Raw genomic sequence first — 18,503 nt, forward strand, 5'->3', positions numbered from 1 at the left:
GATCGAGAGACGTGACCGACCTCGCCGCCTTGCCGCTCGCTGATGCCCAGCTGTCCGAAGCCCAGCCCTCCGACGCCGCCGAGCTCCTTGTGCTGCAACGGTGCTGCTGGGTCCCGCAGGCGATCGTCAACGACACCTTCGACGTCCCCGCCCTGCACGAGGACCTGGACACCGTGCGCGGCTGGATCGAGACCACTCGTGTGTGGACCGTCCGGATCGGCGGACGGCTCGTCGCTGCCGTACGCGCGCACCTCGAGCAGGACCGCTGGGAGATCGGCCGCTTGATGGTGGCCCCCGATCTCGCCGGGCAGGGCGTCGGGCGGTGGCTGCTGAGCTATGCCGAGCAGCAGGCCCCTCCGCGGGCGACCAGCCTGGTGCTCTACACCGGGGCGGGCAGCGAGCGGAATCTGACGATGTACCGGCGCGCGGGGTACCAGGTGGCCGAACCGCCCGCGGACACGCTCGGGAAGCACATCCGCGGGGCGGTTTATCTCACGAAGAGCGTTTAGCGTTTTCCTCTGCGCAGCAACCCGAACGCCCCCGCACCGACCAGGGCCAGCGCGTCCACCCCGATCGCCGCCCGGATGGCGTCCAGTTCGCCGGTCGTGACCGTCGTGAACACCGCGCTCGCCAGCGGGATCCCGATCGCCATGCCGATCTGCTGGCTCTGCGTCGCCATCCCGGTCGCGAGGCCCTGGGCGTCCGCGCCGGCCGCCGACGTGGCGAGCACCAGGAACGACAGCATCGCCAGCATCGAGAAGACCGCGTTCGCGAACTCGGCGGCGATCAGCACCGCCAGCCAGCCGTTCGTCGCGGCCAGCCACAGGCCCGGCAGCATGAACGCGCCCTGGCCGACCAGCGCCACGCCGAGCAGCGTGCGCGGACGGACCTTCGCGAGGATCCTCGGGCCGATGCTGCCGCCGAGGATCTGGCCGGCCCCGATCCCCACCAGCACCATTCCGGCGACCAGCGAGGAATGGCCCAGGACGTTCTGGACGTACAAGCCGGTGAAGAAGATCAGCGCGGTCTCGCCGCCGAAGAGGAACAGGGCGGCCACGTTGCCGTAGGCGACGTCGGGGTGCCGGAGGATGGCTGCGGGGACGAGCGGGTCGGCGGTCCGGCTTTCCACGATTCCGAACGCGATCAGCAAGACGGCCGCCAGTGCGAGCGAGAAGACAGCGGCAGTGTCCAAACCGGACTCGGCGGCCCGGGTGATGCCGTAGACGCCCGCGAACAGCCCGGTGGTGATGAGCACCGCACCGGGCACGTCGGGTTTCCGGCGGGTTTCCGCGCGGCTTTCCGGAACGACCAGCGGCACGACCGCCAGCGCGGCGAGCGCGACCGGCAGGTTGAGGAAGAACGCCCAGCGCCAGGAGAGCAGGTCGGTGAGCAGTCCGCCGAGGATCGAGCCGACGGTGAAGCCCGAGCTCATCATCACCCCGTTGAGCCCCAATGCCTTGGTGCGCAAGGAAGGTTCCGGAAACGCGGCGGTCAGCAGCGCGAGCGCGGCCGGGGTGACCGCGGCGGTGGCCAGGCCCTGCAGCGTCCGGGCCACGAGCAGCACCGCGGGCGAACCGGCGAGGCCGCCGACCGCCGAGGCGGCCGCGAGCACGGCCATCCCGGCGGCGAAGATCCGGCGGCGGCCGAGGTGATCGCCGACGCGGCCGAACATCAGCGTGCAGCCGGCCGCGCACAGCGCGAACGTGGTGGTGATCCATTGCAGATCGCCGGAGAGAAAGCCGAGGTCCGCCCCGACCCGCGGGAGCGCGACGTTCAGCACGGAGAAATCCGCCGCCAGCATGAACTGCGCGGCCAGCAGGACCACGAGCACCATCACGCGGCGGCCGGTCAGGCGGACGTGAGCCGTATCGGTCGTCATGCGGCCAGATTCGCGGCCGGCGCGGGAAACAGCCAGATCCCCGCTGTGACTAGCACTGCCAGTGTCAGGCTGGGATCAGCTGAGATCAGTGGCCAGCAGCTTCACCGCAGCCTCATGCGCCGAGTCCGGCGCGGCGTGATATATCTTCAGAACAGTTCCGTCGCCCAGCTCAGCCGATTGGTACATCAGCTCGAACTCCCCCACCGTCGGATGCCGGAACGTTTTCACCCCGGCCGTGCAATTCCCGACCGTCTGGCCGACCCACAGCTTCGCGAATTCCGGGCTGGCCATCGTCAGCTCGCCGATCAGCTCGGCCAGCCGCGGGTCGTGCCGGTGGTCCGCGGCGATGTACCGCAGGTAGGAGACGTTCTGCTGCGCCTCCAGCGGCCAGTCCGCGTACAGCGCGCGGACGTTGTCGTCGAGGAAGTTCAGTTTGACGACATTCGGCCGGTCCCGGTCCGGCGCGGCGAAATCGAGATGGGCGGCGAACAGTTTGTGGAACAGCGAATTCCACGCCAGGATGTCGCAGCGGAAATTCAGCACCGCGACCGCCGCGGCGCCGAGGGTGTTCACCAGCATGCGGGTGTGCGGGGTCAGTTCGTCGGTCGTGGCCGGGCGCACCGGCGGGGCGGGCGCGGTCGTGCCGATCTTGAGCAGGTGCGCTTCCTCGGCCGCGCTCAGGTCCAGCGCGCGGGCGATCGCGGACAGGACTTCCGGCGACGCGTGCGCGGTCTGCGCCTGTTCGAGCCGGGTGTAGTAGGTCGAACTGACCCCGGCGAGCGCGGCGACCTCCTCCCGCCGGAGTCCGGGCACTCGCCGGGACCCGCGGCTGACCAGGCCGATTTCGGCGGGTTGGAGGCGCTCGCGCATCCGTCGCAGATAGCTTCCGAGGTCGGTGTTCACAGGCTCTGGCACGGTTCCATCCAAGATCTCCCGCGACCGCGGCGTCAAGCGTCCCGCGCGGGGAAGCCGTGCCGTCGGGCAAGCAGGACGACCGCCAGGACCGGCGCCATCAACGCCAGCACAGCCCAGGGGAAGGAGCCGCTGCCAGCCGCGTCGAGCAGCACCCCGCCGACGACGCCGCCGGCGGCCATCGCGGCGTTCCACAGCGTCACGAGCATCGCTTGCACAGTGTCCGCGGACTCGCCGCCTGCCTCGCCGGCCGCGGTTTGCAGGAGCGTCGGCACGCCGCCCCAGCCGAGGCCCCACAGCGCGGCGGCCGCGTAGACCAGCGCCGGTTCGGTCGCGAGCAACGCCGCGGCGACGGCGACCAGCAGCGCACTGACGACCGTCAGCAACCGCAGCCGCCGGTGGATCTGCGCGCCGACGATCCAGATGCTCGCGATCGAGGCGAGGCCGAACGTCAGCAGGACCAGGTCGGTGTCGCCGCCCAGGTCCAGGCCGGTGAGGAAGGTGGCGAGGTAGGCGTACAACACGGTGTGCGCCAGCACGAACACCAGCGTGACGAACAGGACCGCCGCGACTCCGGGGATCCGCAGCGCGGGCAGCATTTTCGGACGCGCTCCCCCGGGCTGGCCGGGGAAGTCCGGCACAGCCACGACGATCCAGGCCAGCAACACCGCCGTGAGCACAGTCATAGCGAGGAACGCGGTGCGCCAGCCGGTCAACTGGCCGACGAAGGTCCCGGCGGGCACGCCCAGGCACAGTGCGACGGGGATACCAGCCATGGCGATGGCAATGGCACGCCCCTGCAGAGCGGGTTCGGCGAGGCGCCGGGCGTACCCGGCCAGCAGCGCCCACGCGAGACCGGCGGCGACGCCCGCGACGAACCGCGCGACCATCGTCACGCCGTACTCCGACGATACGGCGGTGACGGTGTTGGCCACGGCGAATCCGGCCATCGCGGTCAGGAGCAACCGTTTGCGTCGCCAGCCGGCGGTGACAGTGGACAGCGGGATCGCGGTCAGCACAGTGCCCAGCGCGTAGACCGTGACGGTCTGCCCGGTCGCGGATTGGCTGACGCCGAGCGAGCCGCTCATCGCGGGCAGCAGACCGGCCGGCAGCGTCTCGGTGAGGCTGGTGACGAACACCGCGGTGGCGAGGGACAGCAGCGCGAAAAGCGGAAGCCGCTGAGTCGGCGCGACGGCGGCTGAAGTGGGGCTCATGCGCCCACAGTGCGGACCGGGCCTTCGGGAATGCTTACGATCGACTGACGGTGGGGCTGACGGCGCGAACAGGGGGGCGACGCATGCGGTTCGGGGTGCTCGGCCCGCTCGCGGTATGGGACGAGACAGGCGCACCAGTCACCGTGCCCGAAGCGAAAGTCCGCGCCCTGCTCGCGACACTCCTGGCCCGCGACGGCGGACCGGTCGCCCCGGACCGGCTGATCCAGGACCTCTGGGGCGATCGCCCGCCTGGCAAACCGGCCGGCGCGTTGCAGGCCAAGGTGTCGCAGCTGCGCCGGATCGTCGGCCGGGAAGGCGTCGAGCGGCAGCCGGCGGGCTACCGGCTGCGGATCGACCGCTCCGACGCCGCCCAGTTCCGCGACCTCGTCGCCCGGGCTCGCGCGACGACAGACCCCCGAGCCCGGGCGGCGCGCTTCGCCGAAGCCCTCGGCCTGTGGCGAGGCGAGCCGTTCGCCGACTTCGCCGACGAGGAGTTCGCGAGACCGGCCGCGCACCGGCTGGCCGAGCTACGCCTGGCCGCGGTGGAAGAACGAGCTGCGGCCCAGGTCGAAGCAGGCGACTACTCCCCCGCGGACGATCTGGCGGACGTCATCGCGCGGCACCCGCTGCGGGAAGGCTTGCGAGCAGCGCACATGCGCGCGCTCTACCTGCGCGGACGGCAGAGCGAAGCCCTTGCGTCCTATACCGGTCTCCGCACCCGCCTCGCCGAGGAACTGGGCGTCGACCCGGGGCCGGAGCTGCGCGCGCTGTACGAATCGCTGCTCCGCCAGGACCCCGGACTGGCCGCCGGACCACACGGCAACCTTCCCCGTCCGTTGACGCCGCTGGTCGGCCGGGAAGCGGCCCTGGCCCGGCTGACCGGGTCGCCGGCCAGGCTGGTGACGCTCACCGGGCCGGGCGGGGTCGGCAAGTCCCGGCTGGCGGTGGCCGCGGCGGGTTCTCCCCGAAGCGCCCCGGACGGCGTGTGGCTGGTCGAATTCGCGGGCGTGCGCGGCTCCGCGGCCGATCTCGCCGAGACGGTCGCCGCCGCGCTCGGAATCCGTGACTCGGCCGACGCCGCCTCCCCGGCCCAACGACTCGCCGCCGCCCTGCGCGACCGGCGGATGCTGCTCGTCCTGGACAACTGCGAACACGTCGTCGACGCCGCCGCCGAACTCGTCACAACACTTCTCCGCGCCACCGGCGACCTGCGGATCCTCGTCACCAGCCAGGAACCGCTCGGCCTGCCCGGCGAGACCGTGTTCGCCGTCGAGCCGCTGCCGCCCGCCGATGCCGTGCGGTTGTTCACCGAACGCGCCACCGCCGCCGCCCCGGATTTCACCGGCGACGCCGACACGATCGCCGAAATCTGCCGTCGCCTCGACGGCCTCCCGCTCGCGCTGGAACTCGCGGCCACCCGCGTGCGCGGCCTGGGCGTGCGGGAACTGGCCGCCCGGCTCAACGACCGGTTCGCCGTGCTGACCCGAGGCTCGCGCGGCGCGCCGGCACGGCAGCAGACCTTGCGCGCGGTGCTCGACTGGAGCTGGGAACTGCTCAGCGAACCGGAGCGGACCGTCCTCAGCAGACTGGCCGTCCATCGCGACAGTTTCGATCTCGCCGCCGCCGAAGCGGTCTGCGCGGGAGACGGCGACGTGGTCGATCTCGTGCTCCGGCTGGTAGACCGGTCGCTGGTCTCCGTCGCGAATGGACCGTCCGGGATCCGGTACCGGTTGCTGGAATCCGTTGCCGCGTATGCCGTCGAGCGGTTGGCGGATCCGGCTGCCACGCGCGGCCGGCACCTGCGGCACTACCTCGAAATCGCCGAGAACGCCCGACTGCACGGCACCGGACAACGGATGTGGCTCGCCCGGCTGGACGCCGAAGCGGGCAACCTGCGCGCGGCCCTGGACGAGGCCGTCTGCCGGTCGCCCGCCGAGGCAGTACGGCTCGCGACGGCGCTGTCCTGGTGGTGGCTGCTGCGCGGCAGGCTCGCCGAGGGCCGCCGGATGCTGTCCGCCGTGCTCCAGGTCGCCGGGCCGAATCCGGATCTCACCGTCCTCAATGGATCGTTCGCCCTGCTGACCGGCGAACCAGCCCCGCCCGATTCCCCGGGCAGCGTCCGCGCACTATGGCTGCGCGCCTACAGCCTGTTCAGCGTCGGCGACCTCGCCGCCAGCCGCGAAGTCAACGCGCGTGCACTGGCGGCTGCCGAGGACGACGAATGGGGCACCGCCGCGGCGCTCAGCCTGCGCGCGATGCTCAGCCTGGTCCGCGGCGATCTCGCCGGACTCGGCCGCGACGGTCTGCGCAGCGCCGAGATTTTCCGCCGCCTCGGCGACCGGTGGGGCGAGATGCAGACCATCCCGCCGCTCGCCGCGCTCGCCGAAATCAAGGGCGACTACGCCGAAGCCGCGCGCCGCCAGCACGAAGGGCTCGCCATCGCGCGCGAACTGGACTTGCAGGCGGAAGTGTCCGCGAGACTGTCCGGCCTCGGCCGCCTGGCACTGCTTGAACGCGACTGGCAACGAGCCCGCGACTTGCACGAACAAGCCCTCCGCAGCGCGGCCGCGCACGGCTACGCCTACGGCCGGATCCACGCCGAAATGGGCCTCGCGCTGGGCGCCCGCCGCTCCGGCGATCTTGACGCCGCCGAACGCCACCTGACCCGCATCCGCGACGAATACCGCGGTCTGTCCTCGACGGCGGGCGACCATTTGCTGTACGCGGAACTCGGTTTCGTCGCCGAACTCCGGGGAGATGCGGTGCAGGCGAAGAGATATCACCGGCAAGGTCTGGAATACGCGCGAATGCTCGCCGAGCCGCGGGCTTTCGCGTTGTCGCTGGAGGGATTGGCGGGCACGGCGGTTCCGGAAACCGCGGCGTTGCTGCTCGGTGCCGCCGACGCCGCGCGACGCAGTGTCGGCGCACCGCTCCCGCCCGCCGAGCGCGGCGACGTCGACCGGATCACCGAAGCGGCGCAACGGGTTCTCGGCGCATCCGCCTTCGCCGCGATCTTCGAGCGCGGCACCCGGTTGCCGGTCGAGGACGCCGCCGCGGTCGCTTCTGGACGGTAGTGCCGCCATCACCAGCACAACCGCCGCCTAGCTCCGCGCCCTCCGGCCCCGCACTCTGGCCTGAGAGCCGCACCTCGCGGCCGGACTGGAGCAGCCCCCGTGAAAGCACTGCGCATCACCGCCTTCGGCACCGAAGCCACCCTTGCCGACGTCCCCGCCCCGGCCCCCGGACCGGGCCAGGTCGCAGTCGACGTCGCCGCCGCGGCGGTCAACCCGCTCGACCTCAAAATCGCCTCCGGCGCCATGCACGGCTACTTCCCCGTCACCCTCCCCTACGTCCTGGGCACCGACTTCTCCGGCACGATCGCGACACCGGGCCCCGGCTGGCAGATCGGCGATCCGGTGATCGGCCGCCTGGATCCCGGCGCCGGCGGAGCTTTCGCCGAACAGCTCGTGATCGACGCCGCACAACTGGCGCCCGCACCGGCCGGGATCAGCCTGGAAACCGCGGCAGGGCTCCCGACCGCCGCCGCGACCGCGTGGCAGGCACTGGCCGAAGTCGCGAATGTCCGCTCTGGACAGACAGTTCTCGTGCACGCCGCGGCCGGGGGCGTCGGCAGCTTCGCGGTCCAGATCGCCCGGCGCCTCGGTGCGCGCGTCGTCGCGACCGCGTCCGGTTCGGGGATCGCCATCGCGGAGAAGCTCGGCGCCGACGAGGTCCTCGACTACCGGAAGGTCGCCTTCGACCACCGGCTTCGCGGAATCGACGTCGTGCTCGACACCGTCGGCGGCGAGGTCGGGGCCCGGTCCCGGCAGGTGCTCAAACCAGGCGGACGGCTCGTGACGACTCCCGCCCCGGCCGACGGCGCCGAGTTCGTGTTCCACACCTCGGACGCGGCCCGGCTGGCGAAAGTGGCGGAACTGGACCTCGACGTGCTCGTCGACCGCACCTTCCCGCTCGTCGACGGCGCCCGAGCACTCGCCCGCCTCGCCCAAGGCCGCGCACGAGGCAAAACCCTGCTCCGCATCGCTTGAGTGGTGCTGACGACGCCTGGCTGGGGCAGCGCACGCGGAGGCATAGTGGCGGCATGGACCTGCGCGAACTAGGCGTGTACCTCAAATCGCGGCGCGACCGGATCAGCCCGGCGGACGTCGGCCTTTCCGCCGGTCCGCGCCGCCGGGTGGCCGGGCTGCGCCGCGACGAGGTGGCGACCCTTGCGCGTGCTTCGGTGGACTACTACGTGCAACTGGAGCAGGGCCGCGGCACCCAGCCGTCCGAGCAGATGCTCGCCGCGCTGGCCCGCGCACTGCGGCTGACCAGCGACGAACGCGATCACCTCTACCATCTCGCCGGGCGTCCGCTGCCGCCCGCGTCGAGCGGCAGCGCGCACGTCCAGCCCGCGCTGCTCAACCTCCTCGAACAGCTGACCTCGACGCCGGCGCAGGTGATGACCGACCTCAGCGTCCCGCTCGTGCAGAACCGCCTCGCCGAGGCGCTGCTCGGCCCCGCCGCGCCCGGCGACGGTGTCCGAGCGAGCTTCGTCTGCCAGTGGTTCACCGACCCCGCCGCGCGTGCGCGGTACCACCCGGACGAACACGAGCACCAGTCGCGCGTCTTCGTCGCCGACCTGCGCGCCGCGATCGCCAAACGCGGCCGCGACGCCCTGGCCGAAGAGCTCGTGTCGACGCTGCGCGCGAGCAGCGAGGAATTCGCGCACCTCTGGGAACAACGAGAGGTCGCCGTGCGGCGCACGGACCGCAAGCGGCTCGTCCACCCGGCGCTCGGCGTCCTGGAGCTCGACTGCATGAACCTGCTCAGCGAAGACGGCGGCCAGCGCCTCCTGTGGTTCACCGCCCCGCCGGGCAGCGACCGTCTGGAGTTGCTGGCCGCCGTCGGCACCCAGGACCTCGCTCCGCGCTAAGTCCGCTACGACCGCACAGACAGGGTGAGCTTCCCCATCGCCTTCCGGTTTTCGATGGCCTCCAACGCCTCTTGCACCTCCGCGAGCGGGTAGCTCCCGCCCAGCGGAGGCACGATCTTCCCGGAAGCCAGCTTCGGCAGCAGTTCCGCCCACTGCCCCTGCAAGTACCCCGGCCGCGGCAGCGCGTACGCGCCCCAGCCGACGCCCACGACGTCCAAGTTGTTGAGCAGCAACCGGTTGACCTTCACCTCGGGGATCGACCCGCCGGTGAATCCGATGACCAGCATCCGCCCGTCCGCGGCCAGGCAGCGCAGCGAATCGGTGAACCGGTCGCCGCCGACGACGTCCGCGATCACGTCGACGCCGCGGCCGCCGGTCGACGCTTTCACCGCGTCCTTGAAGCCGTCCGCCAGCACGTACTCGTCGGCCCCGGCGGCGACCGCCGTCTCGCCCTTCTCCGGCGTGGACACCACGCCGAGCACCTTGCCCGCGCCGAACGCCTTCGCGACCTGGATGACCGCCGTCCCGACCCCGCCGGCCGCACCGTGCACCAGCACGGTCTCCCCGGCCGCCATCCGGCCGCGGCGGCACAGCGCGAAATGCGCGGTCAGATAGTTGAACGGAATCGCCGCCGCCTGGTCGAAGCCCAGGTCGTCCGGGATCGGGAACACCGCGTCGGCCGCGCACGCGACCTGCTCGGCGAACCCGCCCAGGAACGGCAGCGCCGCGACCCGGTCGCCGGCCTTGACCGCCGCGCCCTCCGGAGCCTCCGCCACGACCCCGGCGACCTCCGCGCCCGGGATGAACGGCAGCTCCGGCTTCACCTGGTACAGCCCGCGCGTCTGCAGCAGGTCCGGGAACGACACCCCGGCCGCGTGCACGTCGATCAGCACCTGGTCGTCAGCGCGCGCGGGCGCGTCGGCTTCGACTACCGAAACGGTCGACGGGCCTTCGAGGTCCTTGATGTGTACGGCTTTCATGCGTTTCTCCTGGTTCACAGCGCGGCGAGGATGTCGTTGACCCGGTCTTTGGCGTCGCCGAAGAGCATCGCCGAGTTTTCCCGGAAGAACAGCGGGTTCTGCACGCCCGCGTAGCCCGAGGCCATCGACCGCTTGAACACGACGACGTTCTCGGCTTCCCACACCGTCAGCACCGGCATGCCCGCGATCGGGCTGCCCGGGTCCTCGGCCGCGGCCGGGTTGACGGTGTCGTTCGCGCCGATCACCAGCACCACGTCGGTGTCGGCGAAATCGTCGTTGATCTCGTCCAGTTCCAGCACGATGTCATACGGCACCTTCGCCTCGGCCAGCAGCACGTTCATGTGGCCGGGCAGACGTCCGGCGACCGGGTGGATGCCGAACCGGACTTCGATGCCCTTGTCGCGCAGTTTCCGGGTCAGCTCGGCCACGCCGTACTGGGCCTGCGCGACCGCCATCCCGTAGCCCGGCGTGATGATCACCCGCGACGCGGCCGTCAGCAGTTCTGCCGCGCCCTCGGCGTTGATTTCCCGGTGCTCGCCGTAATCCTTGTCCCCGGACGGTCCGGCCTCGATGCCGAATCCGCCCGCGATCACCGAGATGAACGACCGGTTCATCGCCTTGCACATGATGTAGGACAGGTACGCACCCGACGAGCCGACCAACGCGCCGGTGATGATCAGCAGGTCGTTCTCCAGCAGGAAGCCCGACGCCGCCGCGGCCCAGCCCGAATAGCTGTTCAGCATCGACACGACCACCGGCATGTCCCCGCCGCCGATCGAGGCGACCAGGTGCCACCCCAGCGCCAACGCCAGCACGGTGACCACGATCAGCAGCCACAGCGCCGGGCTCGCGACGAACCACGCGGTGAACGCCACGAACAAAACCAGGGCGCCGAGGTTGAGGAAGTTCTTGCCCGGCAGCATCAACGGCGCGGACTTGATCTTCGCCGACAGCTTCAGGTTCGCCACGATCGACCCGGTGAACGTCACCGCGCCGATGAACACGCCGATGAACACCTCGGCGTGGTGAATTCCCAGCGTGCCCAGGGAATCGAGGTGCTGCGCCTCGCCGCCGGCGGGATCGTCTTCGACTTGCAGGTACCCGTTCCAGCCCACCAGCACCGCGGCGAGACCGACGAACGAATGCAGCAGGGCGATCAGCTCGGGCATCCCGGTCATCTCGACCACGGCCGCCCGGCGCAACCCGATCCCCGCGCCGATCACCATCGCGATGATCATCAACGCGATCGAGGTGCCGGTGATCTCCCCGGACACCGCCTGCGCGATCGTCGCGATCAGCGCGACGACCATCCCGGCGATGCCGAAATAGTTCCCGACCCGCGCGGTCTCGTGCCGGGACAGCCCGGCCAGCGCGAGAATGAACAACAGCCCGGCCACGATGTAGGCGGCCTGGCTCGCAGTGTGCACAGTCATCTGAAGAAGGCCTCTCGGGTCAGCTGCGGGAGAACATGGCGAGCATCCGGCGGGTCACCGCGAACCCGCCGAAAATGTTGATCGTCGCCAGCAATGTCGCCACCGCCGCCAGCACGACGACCACCGTGTTGCCGCTGACCAGATTCAGCAGAGCGCCCACGACGATGATCCCGGAAATCGCGTTCGTCACCGACATCAACGGCGTGTGCAGCGCGTGGTGCACGTGCCCGATCACGTAGTAGCCGATCACGATCGCCAGCGCGAACACCGTCAGATGCGGCAGCAGCGCCGCCGGGGCCAGCGCCGCCAGCAGCAGGAACACCGCCGCGATCCCCAGCACCAGCCCGAGCCGACGCCCCGAGGACATCGGCTGCTTCTCCGGTTCCTCCTTCTTCTCCGCCGCCGCCGCGGGTTTCTGCGGCGCCGCGGAGACTTGCACCGGCGGTGGCGGCCATGTCAGCTCGCCGTTCTTCACGACGGTGATCGAGCGGACCACCACGTCGTCGAAGTCCACGACCAAGCGGCCGTCCTTCTCCGGCGTCATCAGCTTCATCAGGTTGACCAAGTTGGTGCCGTACAGCTGCGACGCCTGCGCCGGGAGCCGCCCCGCGAGATCGGTGTACCCGAGGATCGTCACCCCGTTGCCGGTGACGATGCTTTCCCCGGCGACCGAACCCTCGACGTTGCCGCCGTTCGCCGCGGCCATGTCCACGATCACCGAACCCGGCTTCATCGACGCCACCATCTCGCCGGTGATGATCCGCGGCGCCGGACGGCCCGGGATCAACGCCGTCGTGACGATGATGTCGGCCTCGCGACACTGCGTCGCGTACAGCTCCTTCTCGCGCGCCTTGTAGTCGTCGCCCATCTCCTTCGCGTACCCGGTGGCGGAAACCTCCGCGTTCGGGTCCTCGATGGACAGATACTCCCCGCCCAGGCTCTTCACCTGATCAGCGACCTCCGGCCGCGGGTCCGTCGCCCGCACGATCGCACCCAGCGACCCCGCCGCGCCGATCGCCGCCAACCCCGCGACCCCGGCGCCCACGACCAGGACCTTCGCCGGGTTCACCTTCCCCGCCGCAGTCACCTGACCGGTGAAGAACCGCCCGAACGTGTGCGCCGCCTCCACCACCGCGCGGTACCCGGCGATGTTCGCCATCGAGGACAGCACGTCCAGCGACTGCGCCCGGCTGATTCGCGGCACCGCGTCCATCGCCAACGCCGTGATCGGCCGCTTCGCCAGATCCTCCACCAGTTCCGGCTTCAACGCCGGCGCCAGCAAGCTCACCACCGTCGCGCCCGGCTTCACCGCATCCAACTGCTCGGAAGAGGGAGCGTTCACCCCGAACACGACGTCCGCCTCGGCGACCGGCCCGACCGCCGCACCCGCGTCCGCATACGCCTCGTCGAAGAACCCCGACGCCAGCCCCGCGCCCGGCTCCACCGCCACCTCGTAGCCCAGCCCGCGCAGCTTGCCCACCGTTTCCGGGGTCGCCGCGACGCGCGTCTCCCCCGGTTGGGCCTCCTTGAGCACCCCGATCAGCATGCCGTCTCCTTCCCGCTCGTTCGCGGAAGATCCGCCGGCCGGGCCTGACGGCGTTTTGGGTCGCCACCTGGTCCGACTTCGCCCGCTTCAGGTACAGATGCGCTGGATACTCCCATGCCGCCCGGCCTCCGGCAGCCAACCGGAGCCCCTTTTTCCCGGCGAGTGCGACGAGATCACGGTCATAGCCCGGGCCGTCGCGGGCGGCCGGCCCGCGCCCGCCGTCCCGCGGGCCGCGGCGGCGAGCAGGTCAGCCGCCGACTACCCGGTTGAACCGCCTCGCCGGTCCTGGCCCGGGCCGATCCGGCCGTGCTCTCGGACACAGCCGCCGGATCGATCACGACGCCCGCAGTGATGTCCGCCACTTGACAACCGGCCTCCCCGCGCTCAGCCGACCGGGCGGCCCAACCCGCTGCTCCGCTCGGAGCCTGCGGTCGCGTACCGGGTCAGCATGGCCGTCAGCTCGTCCTCGAACGCGGGAAGGTCGAGCGGCTCCGGCCCGGCGATCAGCTTGTGCACGAGCAGTTCCACCGTGTTCACCACGATCCGCGCCGCCATGTCCACATTGGACACGCGCGTTTCCGGCGAGCGTTCCAGCAGCTCGCGCACAGAGGCGACCCGCTCTTCCTCGTACCGGGCGACCTGCTCCAGCAACTCCGCCGAACGCGGGGCCTGGTCGGCCAGCACGCGCAGCAGCTGCGGATCGTCGAGGTGGTTCTGGACCGCCACGTGCACGAGCTCGCGGAGCGCCCCGTAGAGCGTCTCCGGCGGCCCGGCGGTTTCCCGGTGGCGGCGCAGGGTTTCCGCGCCGGCGTCGAGATGCCGGGCCGCCAGCGCGACGAGGATGGCGTCCTTGTTCGGGTAGTACTGGTAGAGCGACCCGATCGACACCCGCGCCCGCTCCGCGATGCGGTTCGTCGTGCCCGCGGCGTAGCCCAGCTCGGCGAAAACCCGTGCGGCCGCCGCCAGGATCCGCTGCCGGGTCAGCTCGCCGCGCACCTGCTGGGGCTCCTTGCGCGGCTGGAGCCGCTTTCCGGACATCGCAAGCCTCCTCGACGGCGGTGAGCTTTTGCTCATAATAAGCCGCTGAACAGCAGGTGTGCGATTCTCCGGCGGGCCTCGGCCCTAGCCGCGGCCGAGGCCAGGCAGCGGACGCGTGCCCTCCGCGCGCACCGCGTCCAGCGCACGCGGGTCCAGGCCCAGCAGCCGCAGGATCGTCGGCGCGATCTGCGTCGTCTCGACGGCCGCCGGGATCCGCTCGCCGTGCCCGCCGCTGACGACCAGCGGAACCGCGCGGTCGTCGGCCGCCGCGCCGCCGTGTTCGGCGATTTTCGAGTGGCCGCCGGTGTACACGACGCCGTGCTGCGCGATGCCGACCAGATCCGGCACCCGAGGGTCGCCTTGGGCGGCGTGGAAGTACCGGGCGGCGTCGGTTCCGGCATACGCCGCCGTCAGACCCGCGTGCGTGAACGGTTTCGGCGCGCCGGTGCTGCCGTTTCCGGTACCGGACTGGGCCAGCAAGTACTGCCGGGCGAAGGCGGCGGCCTCCGGCGAGTGGTCGGTGAACCACAGCAGCATCGCGTCGTCGTCGGTGGACTGGGCGACCAGGTCGGGCGCGCCCGGGTGCGCGGCGCGCCAGGCGGCGTTCAGTCCGGCGAGCAGCGGGGCGTCGTCGATGCGGGTCAGCGCGGCCGGGTCGATCGGCGACTGGCCGTGTTTCGCGGAGAGGACCACGGCCGTCGAACGGTCGAGGTGCTGTTTCCGCAGTTCAGCGATGAACGCGCCGAGTCGCCGGTCGACGAAGTCCAAAGCGGACCGCAGCACCGGGCCCGGCGTGCCGTCCGCCTGGTACCCGCCGGGCCTGCCACCGGAAACCGGCAGCTTCTGCGCCGTCGAGACGGACTGGAAGTTCATGCCGAACACGCCGGGCGTACCGGCGTGCGCGCGTCCGCTGTGGTCGAAGCCGTCGATCTCGTTCAGGACGGCCTTGGCCTTGTAGCCGTCGTATCGCTGGGTCGCGGCGTTGTCCTTGGTCCAATCGCCGGAGCCGGGCGCCTTGCTGTTGATCTCCGGGGCGAAGAGGTCGTCGATTCCCGTCCCGGACGGACCGCTGAGCAGTTCGTACGCCGGGTGCTTGTCCGACCACGCGGTGCGCAACCCGGCCTGGCGGGCGACCTCGAACACGGTGTTCACCCGCAGATATTGGTGCGGGTAAACGGGTTCGCACGTCTTCGGATCGACCGGGAGCGCGGCGGGGTCGATCAGCGAACGCGGATCGCCGGTCATCGCGAGCACGCCGTCGGGCAGGTTCGGCAGTCCCTGTCCGGCGTCGATGCGGTCCTTGTCCCGGTCGAGATCCTCGGTGTAGTCCACTGTGGACCCCGGCTTCGCGCCCGCGCACGCCGTCGTGCCAGACGGCAGCAAAGCCCGGTTGTAGGTGGCGTCGTAATAGATCCCGGTGGTCGCCGGGTTGCCACCGGTCACCTGGCCGACCATGCCGGGGAACGAATCCGACGGCACCGGCGTGCTCGCGTGCGTGTACTCGGCGCCGTGCGCGACGAGCGCGGCCAGCGCCGATCCGGGGTGGGTGCGCGTGTACCACTCCAGGTCCGATTGGTGGAGACCGTCGACCGAAAGCAGCAGCACGTGCTCGGCGCGAACCGGCGCGGCCAGTGCGGGCACGGCCGCCGCGACGGCACCGGCCGCGGCCATCGCCACGGCCGCACGCCAACGAATTCTCGACACGGGTGCCCTCCTCGTCTCCGCCGCCGACACAGCGACCGGCGTATTCCAGGCCGCGCACAAAGACGAGGGAAAACCGCGGGAGAAACACAAGATGAACGCTCGCGGCGAAACGGCGGCGCAATTCGCGCGATTCGTTCAACGGCGCGGATACACGTACACGCCGTCGGAGTCCTTGTCGATCACTGCGACGCTCTGGTCGATCGCCGCCGGAGCCGAAGTCCCCTCGGGCAGCGGCTTCGCCTCCCCGGTGGACAGGTCGATCCGCACCGGGGATTCACTAGCCCCGTAGGCAATTCCGTCCGGATCGACCGATTCGACCTTGATGGCCTTGTGTGTCGCGGTTTCGGCGAAACAGTATCCTTTCTTCGCTTCCAGATCGAAAACCGCCCGTCCCGCCACGAGATACCGGCCGCCCGCGTCCAGGAACGGCCCGGCGCGCCTGCTCTCCTTGTCGTCCAGAGTGGACTGCGCGCAGCGGACCGAGGCCTGCACCTGTCCTGTCGCCGCGTCGTGGACCGCCCACATCCGTGCAGTCGCGTCGTCCTCGACCGGCCACGCCGCGAGGACGTGCTTGCCGTCCGGCGTGCCGTAGGTCCGCACATCGGCACTGCCGACGTTCGCCGCCGCCCCGGCCGGGACCGCGTCGCCGCTGAACCAGCCGCCCGGCGTCCAGAACGCCCGGAACCCCTGTACCAGCGGCCCTCTCGCGGTCGCGCCGGGGACGCTGAGATTCAGGTTGCAGTCGCCGATCGCGTGCTCGCACGGCTTCGGCGCGTTCAGCGACGGACTGCTCCGGTCGTAGGTCGTGACTTCGCCGGTGGACACGTCCGCGACCGCGGTCGCGCGGTCCGCTTCGACCAGCGCCGTTCCGCCGTCCTGCACGGTGAACCGGCCCGCCGCGACGGGGATGGCGATCTGCCGCACCGCCTTCCCGCCGTTCGCGGTCGCGCCGAGGTCGAACACGTCGAGATGCGTTACTTCCTTCGCTTTGTTGACCGCGTCGCCGCCTTCGAGGCCGGTGCTGGCCAGCACCGCGTAATCCTTGCCGTCCTTGGCCGTCTCGAACAATCGCGTGGCGACGTCGTGGTAACCGCTTTCCTCGCCGGGCAGTTCGACCGGCGCGCTCGTCCACCGGTCCGCGCCGGTCTTCTCGTCCTTCGCGAGGAGCCGGACGGTCTTGCCGTCGGGCGAGGGCACCGCGAACAACACCGCTCCGGCCCGCGCCGCGAGCACCGGATCAGCCAGTTTGCCGCCGTCGGCGCCCACCGCCGTCCAGCCCTTGGCCGCGTCGAACGCTTCGGGGATCTTCTGCTGTGCCGCTTCCGGGTCCGCCTTGGGCGAAGGGGGCGGCACCGGGGGCGGCGCGGGGTCCGAACAGCCGGAAAGCACCGTCACAGCAACGAAAGCACCGGTGACGACCACGGAATTCCTCAGCCTCGACATGCCAGGTGCGACGACTCGAACCGAGCACAGGTTCCCCGCGTCCGGCAGATATTCCGAACCCCCGGCGATCGCAAGTGCTTGCACTTTGCCATCACCTGTGCTCTCCTCACAGTGCTTGCACAACGAAATCACCACGGAAGGACTGGTCATGATCCGCCGAGTACTCGCCCAGTGCACCGTCTCCGACCTCGCACGCGCCGAGAAGTGGTACACCGCGTTGTTCGATCGCGGTCCCGACGCGCGGCCGATGCCCGGACTGCTGGAATGGCACCTCGGCGACGCCTTCGGACTGCAGGTGTGGTCCGAACCCGAGCGCGCCGGACGGTCGACGGTCGTCTTCGAAGAGACTGACCTCGACGCGGCCGCCGCACAGGCAACGAAAGCAGGCATCGCGCACGACGGACCGCAGCCCGGCGGCGGCGCGCGCATTCTGCCGCTCGCCGACCCGGACGGGAACCGCGTCGTGTTCAGCGGCCGGTGACCCGGCTTGACCGGCCGGCCCGGACCGGCCTAGGGTCACGACTAGAGAGATCGCTCTAGTCGCGAGACCCGAGGAGGTCCAATGCCGCGCGTGGAGCTGTCCGCCGGGCCGATCGACTACACCGACACCGGCGGCGCCGGACCGGTCCTGGTGTTCGGGCACGGTTTCCCGATGTCCGGCACGCAGTGGCGCAAGGTCGTCCCGCTGCTGGACGGCTGCCGCTGCCTGCTGCCCACGCTGCCGCTCGGCGCGCACCTCGCCCCGATGCGGCCCGACGCGGACCTGACCCAGTTCGGGATCGCGCGGCTGCTCGGCGAATTCCTCGCCGCACTCGACCTCCACGACGCGACAATCGTGCTCAACGACTGGGGCGGCGGCCAATTCCTCGTCGCCGACGGGCTGGCCCCGGCCGAGCACGTCGCCCGGGTCGGCCGGCTCGCGCTCGTCGCGTGCGAGGCGTTCGACAACTTCCCGCCCAAACCCGCTCGACCGGCCGTGAAGCTGCTCCGGCTTCCCGGCGGACCGTGGCTGCACGCCCAAGCCACCAGGACGTCGTTCTACCGCCACGCCAAGGCCGCCTACGGCGGGATGTGCGAAAGCCGGATCCCCGACGACGTTCTCGAAGGCTGGTTCGCGCCGGCCTTGCGGGACAAGGAAATCCGCCGGGACATGGTCAAATTCGCCACCGGGAGCCCGCCGCGGCGAGTGCTGCTCGAATGGACGGAGCGGCTGCGGACCTTCGACCGGCCGGTCCTGGTCGTGTGGGCGGGCAAGGACCGGATGATGCCCGCCGAGCACGGACGACGGCTCGCGGACCTGTTCCCGGACGGCCGTCTCGCCGAGATCCCGGACAGCGGCACGCTGATCCCGGAGGATCAGCCGGAACGACTGGCCAAGGAACTGACGGCGTTTCTTGCCGAGACCGGCGCGAAATAAC

At 70.9% G+C, this 18,503-nt stretch carries 15 protein-coding genes; 6 read left to right on the plus strand and 9 right to left on the minus strand.

Features of this window, described 5'->3' with window-relative positions; genetic code table 11:
* Positions 1-11: 11 nt before the first annotated feature.
* Positions 12-509 (plus strand): GNAT family N-acetyltransferase, encoded by a 498-nt coding sequence (locus L3Q65_RS19180; protein ID WP_182893185.1) that lies wholly within the window; start codon positions 12-14, stop codon positions 507-509.
* Here the strand turns inward: L3Q65_RS19180 and L3Q65_RS19185 are convergent.
* The 3 genes from L3Q65_RS19185 to L3Q65_RS19195 all read right to left on the minus strand — a co-directional run bounded on the left by L3Q65_RS19185 (position 506) and on the right by L3Q65_RS19195 (position 4,005).
* Positions 506-1,879: an MFS transporter gene (locus L3Q65_RS19185; protein WP_182893186.1), complete on the minus strand. Its 1,374-nt coding sequence runs from the start codon at positions 1,877-1,879 to the stop codon at positions 506-508. The genes L3Q65_RS19180 and L3Q65_RS19185 overlap by 4 nt on opposite strands.
* A 75-nt stretch (positions 1,880-1,954) precedes the next feature.
* Positions 1,955-2,794, minus strand: a complete 840-nt coding sequence (locus tag L3Q65_RS19190; protein WP_182893187.1) for a helix-turn-helix transcriptional regulator — start codon at positions 2,792-2,794, stop codon at positions 1,955-1,957.
* Positions 2,795-2,826: 32 nt separating this feature from the next.
* Positions 2,827-4,005 carry an MFS transporter gene (locus tag L3Q65_RS19195; protein WP_182893188.1) on the minus strand — a complete coding sequence of 393 codons (1,179 nt, stop codon included), beginning with the start codon at positions 4,003-4,005 and terminating at the stop codon, positions 2,827-2,829.
* Between the two features lie 83 nt (positions 4,006-4,088).
* Between L3Q65_RS19195 and L3Q65_RS19200 the strand changes: the two genes are divergently transcribed.
* The 3 genes from L3Q65_RS19200 (at position 4,089) to L3Q65_RS19210 (ending at position 8,941) form a co-directional block, all read left to right on the plus strand.
* Positions 4,089-7,079, plus strand: a complete 2,991-nt coding sequence (locus tag L3Q65_RS19200) for a BTAD domain-containing putative transcriptional regulator (protein WP_237600460.1) — start codon at positions 4,089-4,091, stop codon at positions 7,077-7,079.
* A gap of 99 nt (positions 7,080-7,178) precedes the next feature.
* A complete protein-coding gene (locus tag L3Q65_RS19205; RefSeq protein ID WP_237600461.1) occupies positions 7,179-8,054 on the plus strand; it encodes an NADP-dependent oxidoreductase in 876 nt (291 codons plus the stop codon).
* 53 nt (positions 8,055-8,107) lie between these two features.
* The gene (locus L3Q65_RS19210) at positions 8,108-8,941 is read left to right on the plus strand and encodes a helix-turn-helix domain-containing protein (protein ID WP_182893191.1); all 834 of its coding nucleotides are present in this window, start codon (positions 8,108-8,110) and stop codon (positions 8,939-8,941) included.
* Between the two features lie 5 nt (positions 8,942-8,946).
* Here L3Q65_RS19210 and L3Q65_RS19215 read toward each other — a convergent pair whose 3' ends face one another.
* From L3Q65_RS19215 to L3Q65_RS19240, 6 genes are all read right to left on the minus strand, one after another.
* Entirely contained in the window at positions 8,947-9,921 is a 975-nt protein-coding gene (locus L3Q65_RS19215) for an NADPH:quinone oxidoreductase family protein (RefSeq protein WP_182893192.1), read from the minus strand.
* Positions 9,922-9,935: 14 nt separating this feature from the next.
* Positions 9,936-11,354, minus strand: a complete 1,419-nt coding sequence (pntB, locus tag L3Q65_RS19220; protein ID WP_182893193.1) for a Re/Si-specific NAD(P)(+) transhydrogenase subunit beta — start codon at positions 11,352-11,354, stop codon at positions 9,936-9,938.
* 19 nt (positions 11,355-11,373) lie between these two features.
* Positions 11,374-12,900: a Re/Si-specific NAD(P)(+) transhydrogenase subunit alpha gene (locus L3Q65_RS19225; protein ID WP_237600462.1), complete on the minus strand. Its 1,527-nt coding sequence runs from the start codon at positions 12,898-12,900 to the stop codon at positions 11,374-11,376.
* 384 nt (positions 12,901-13,284) lie between these two features.
* Entirely contained in the window at positions 13,285-13,938 is a 654-nt protein-coding gene (locus L3Q65_RS19230; protein WP_182893195.1) for a TetR/AcrR family transcriptional regulator, read from the minus strand.
* Between the two features lie 84 nt (positions 13,939-14,022).
* Positions 14,023-15,609, minus strand: coding sequence for an alkaline phosphatase family protein (locus L3Q65_RS19235; RefSeq protein WP_237600912.1), 1,587 nt, complete (start codon positions 15,607-15,609; stop codon positions 14,023-14,025).
* A gap of 168 nt (positions 15,610-15,777) precedes the next feature.
* A complete protein-coding gene (locus L3Q65_RS19240; RefSeq protein WP_237600463.1) occupies positions 15,778-17,037 on the minus strand; it encodes a hypothetical protein in 1,260 nt (419 codons plus the stop codon).
* A 196-nt stretch (positions 17,038-17,233) separates the two neighbouring features.
* Between L3Q65_RS19240 and L3Q65_RS19245 the strand changes: the two genes are divergently transcribed.
* Together L3Q65_RS19245 and L3Q65_RS19250 are read left to right on the plus strand one after the other, a co-directional pair.
* Complete coding sequence (locus tag L3Q65_RS19245; RefSeq protein WP_237600464.1) at positions 17,234-17,566, plus strand: VOC family protein; 333 nt, start codon at positions 17,234-17,236, stop codon at positions 17,564-17,566.
* Positions 17,567-17,647: 81 nt separating this feature from the next.
* Positions 17,648-18,502, plus strand: coding sequence for an alpha/beta fold hydrolase (locus L3Q65_RS19250; RefSeq protein WP_182893198.1), 855 nt, complete (start codon positions 17,648-17,650; stop codon positions 18,500-18,502).
* Position 18,503: the final 1 nt, after the last annotated feature.

It is taken from the genome of Amycolatopsis sp. FU40 (genome assembly GCF_021903635.1).
GTDB classification, from domain to species: domain Bacteria; phylum Actinomycetota; class Actinomycetes; order Mycobacteriales; family Pseudonocardiaceae; genus Amycolatopsis; species Amycolatopsis dendrobii.

Bases quoted from the DNA above. Each gene is read 5' to 3' on its own strand.
- L3Q65_RS19185 (WP_182893186.1), bottom strand. From the start codon at position 1,879: ATGACGACCGATACGGCTCACGTCCGCCTGACCGGCCGCCGCGTGATG.
- L3Q65_RS19250 (WP_182893198.1), top strand. From the start codon at position 17,648: ATGCCGCGCGTGGAGCTGTCCGCCGGGCCGATCGACTACACCGACACC.
- L3Q65_RS19215 (WP_182893192.1), bottom strand. From the start codon at position 9,921: ATGAAAGCCGTACACATCAAGGACCTCGAAGGCCCGTCGACCGTTTCG.
- L3Q65_RS19210 (WP_182893191.1), top strand. From the start codon at position 8,108: ATGGACCTGCGCGAACTAGGCGTGTACCTCAAATCGCGGCGCGACCGG.
- pntB (WP_182893193.1), bottom strand. From the start codon at position 11,354: ATGACTGTGCACACTGCGAGCCAGGCCGCCTACATCGTGGCCGGGCTG.
- L3Q65_RS19225 (WP_237600462.1), bottom strand. From the start codon at position 12,900: ATGCTGATCGGGGTGCTCAAGGAGGCCCAACCGGGGGAGACGCGCGTC.
- L3Q65_RS19200 (WP_237600460.1), top strand. From the start codon at position 4,089: ATGCGGTTCGGGGTGCTCGGCCCGCTCGCGGTATGGGACGAGACAGGC.
- L3Q65_RS19230 (WP_182893195.1), bottom strand. From the start codon at position 13,938: ATGTCCGGAAAGCGGCTCCAGCCGCGCAAGGAGCCCCAGCAGGTGCGC.
- L3Q65_RS19195 (WP_182893188.1), bottom strand. From the start codon at position 4,005: ATGAGCCCCACTTCAGCCGCCGTCGCGCCGACTCAGCGGCTTCCGCTT.
- L3Q65_RS19245 (WP_237600464.1), top strand. From the start codon at position 17,234: ATGATCCGCCGAGTACTCGCCCAGTGCACCGTCTCCGACCTCGCACGC.
- L3Q65_RS19235 (WP_237600912.1), bottom strand. From the start codon at position 15,609: ATGGCCGCGGCCGGTGCCGTCGCGGCGGCCGTGCCCGCACTGGCCGCG.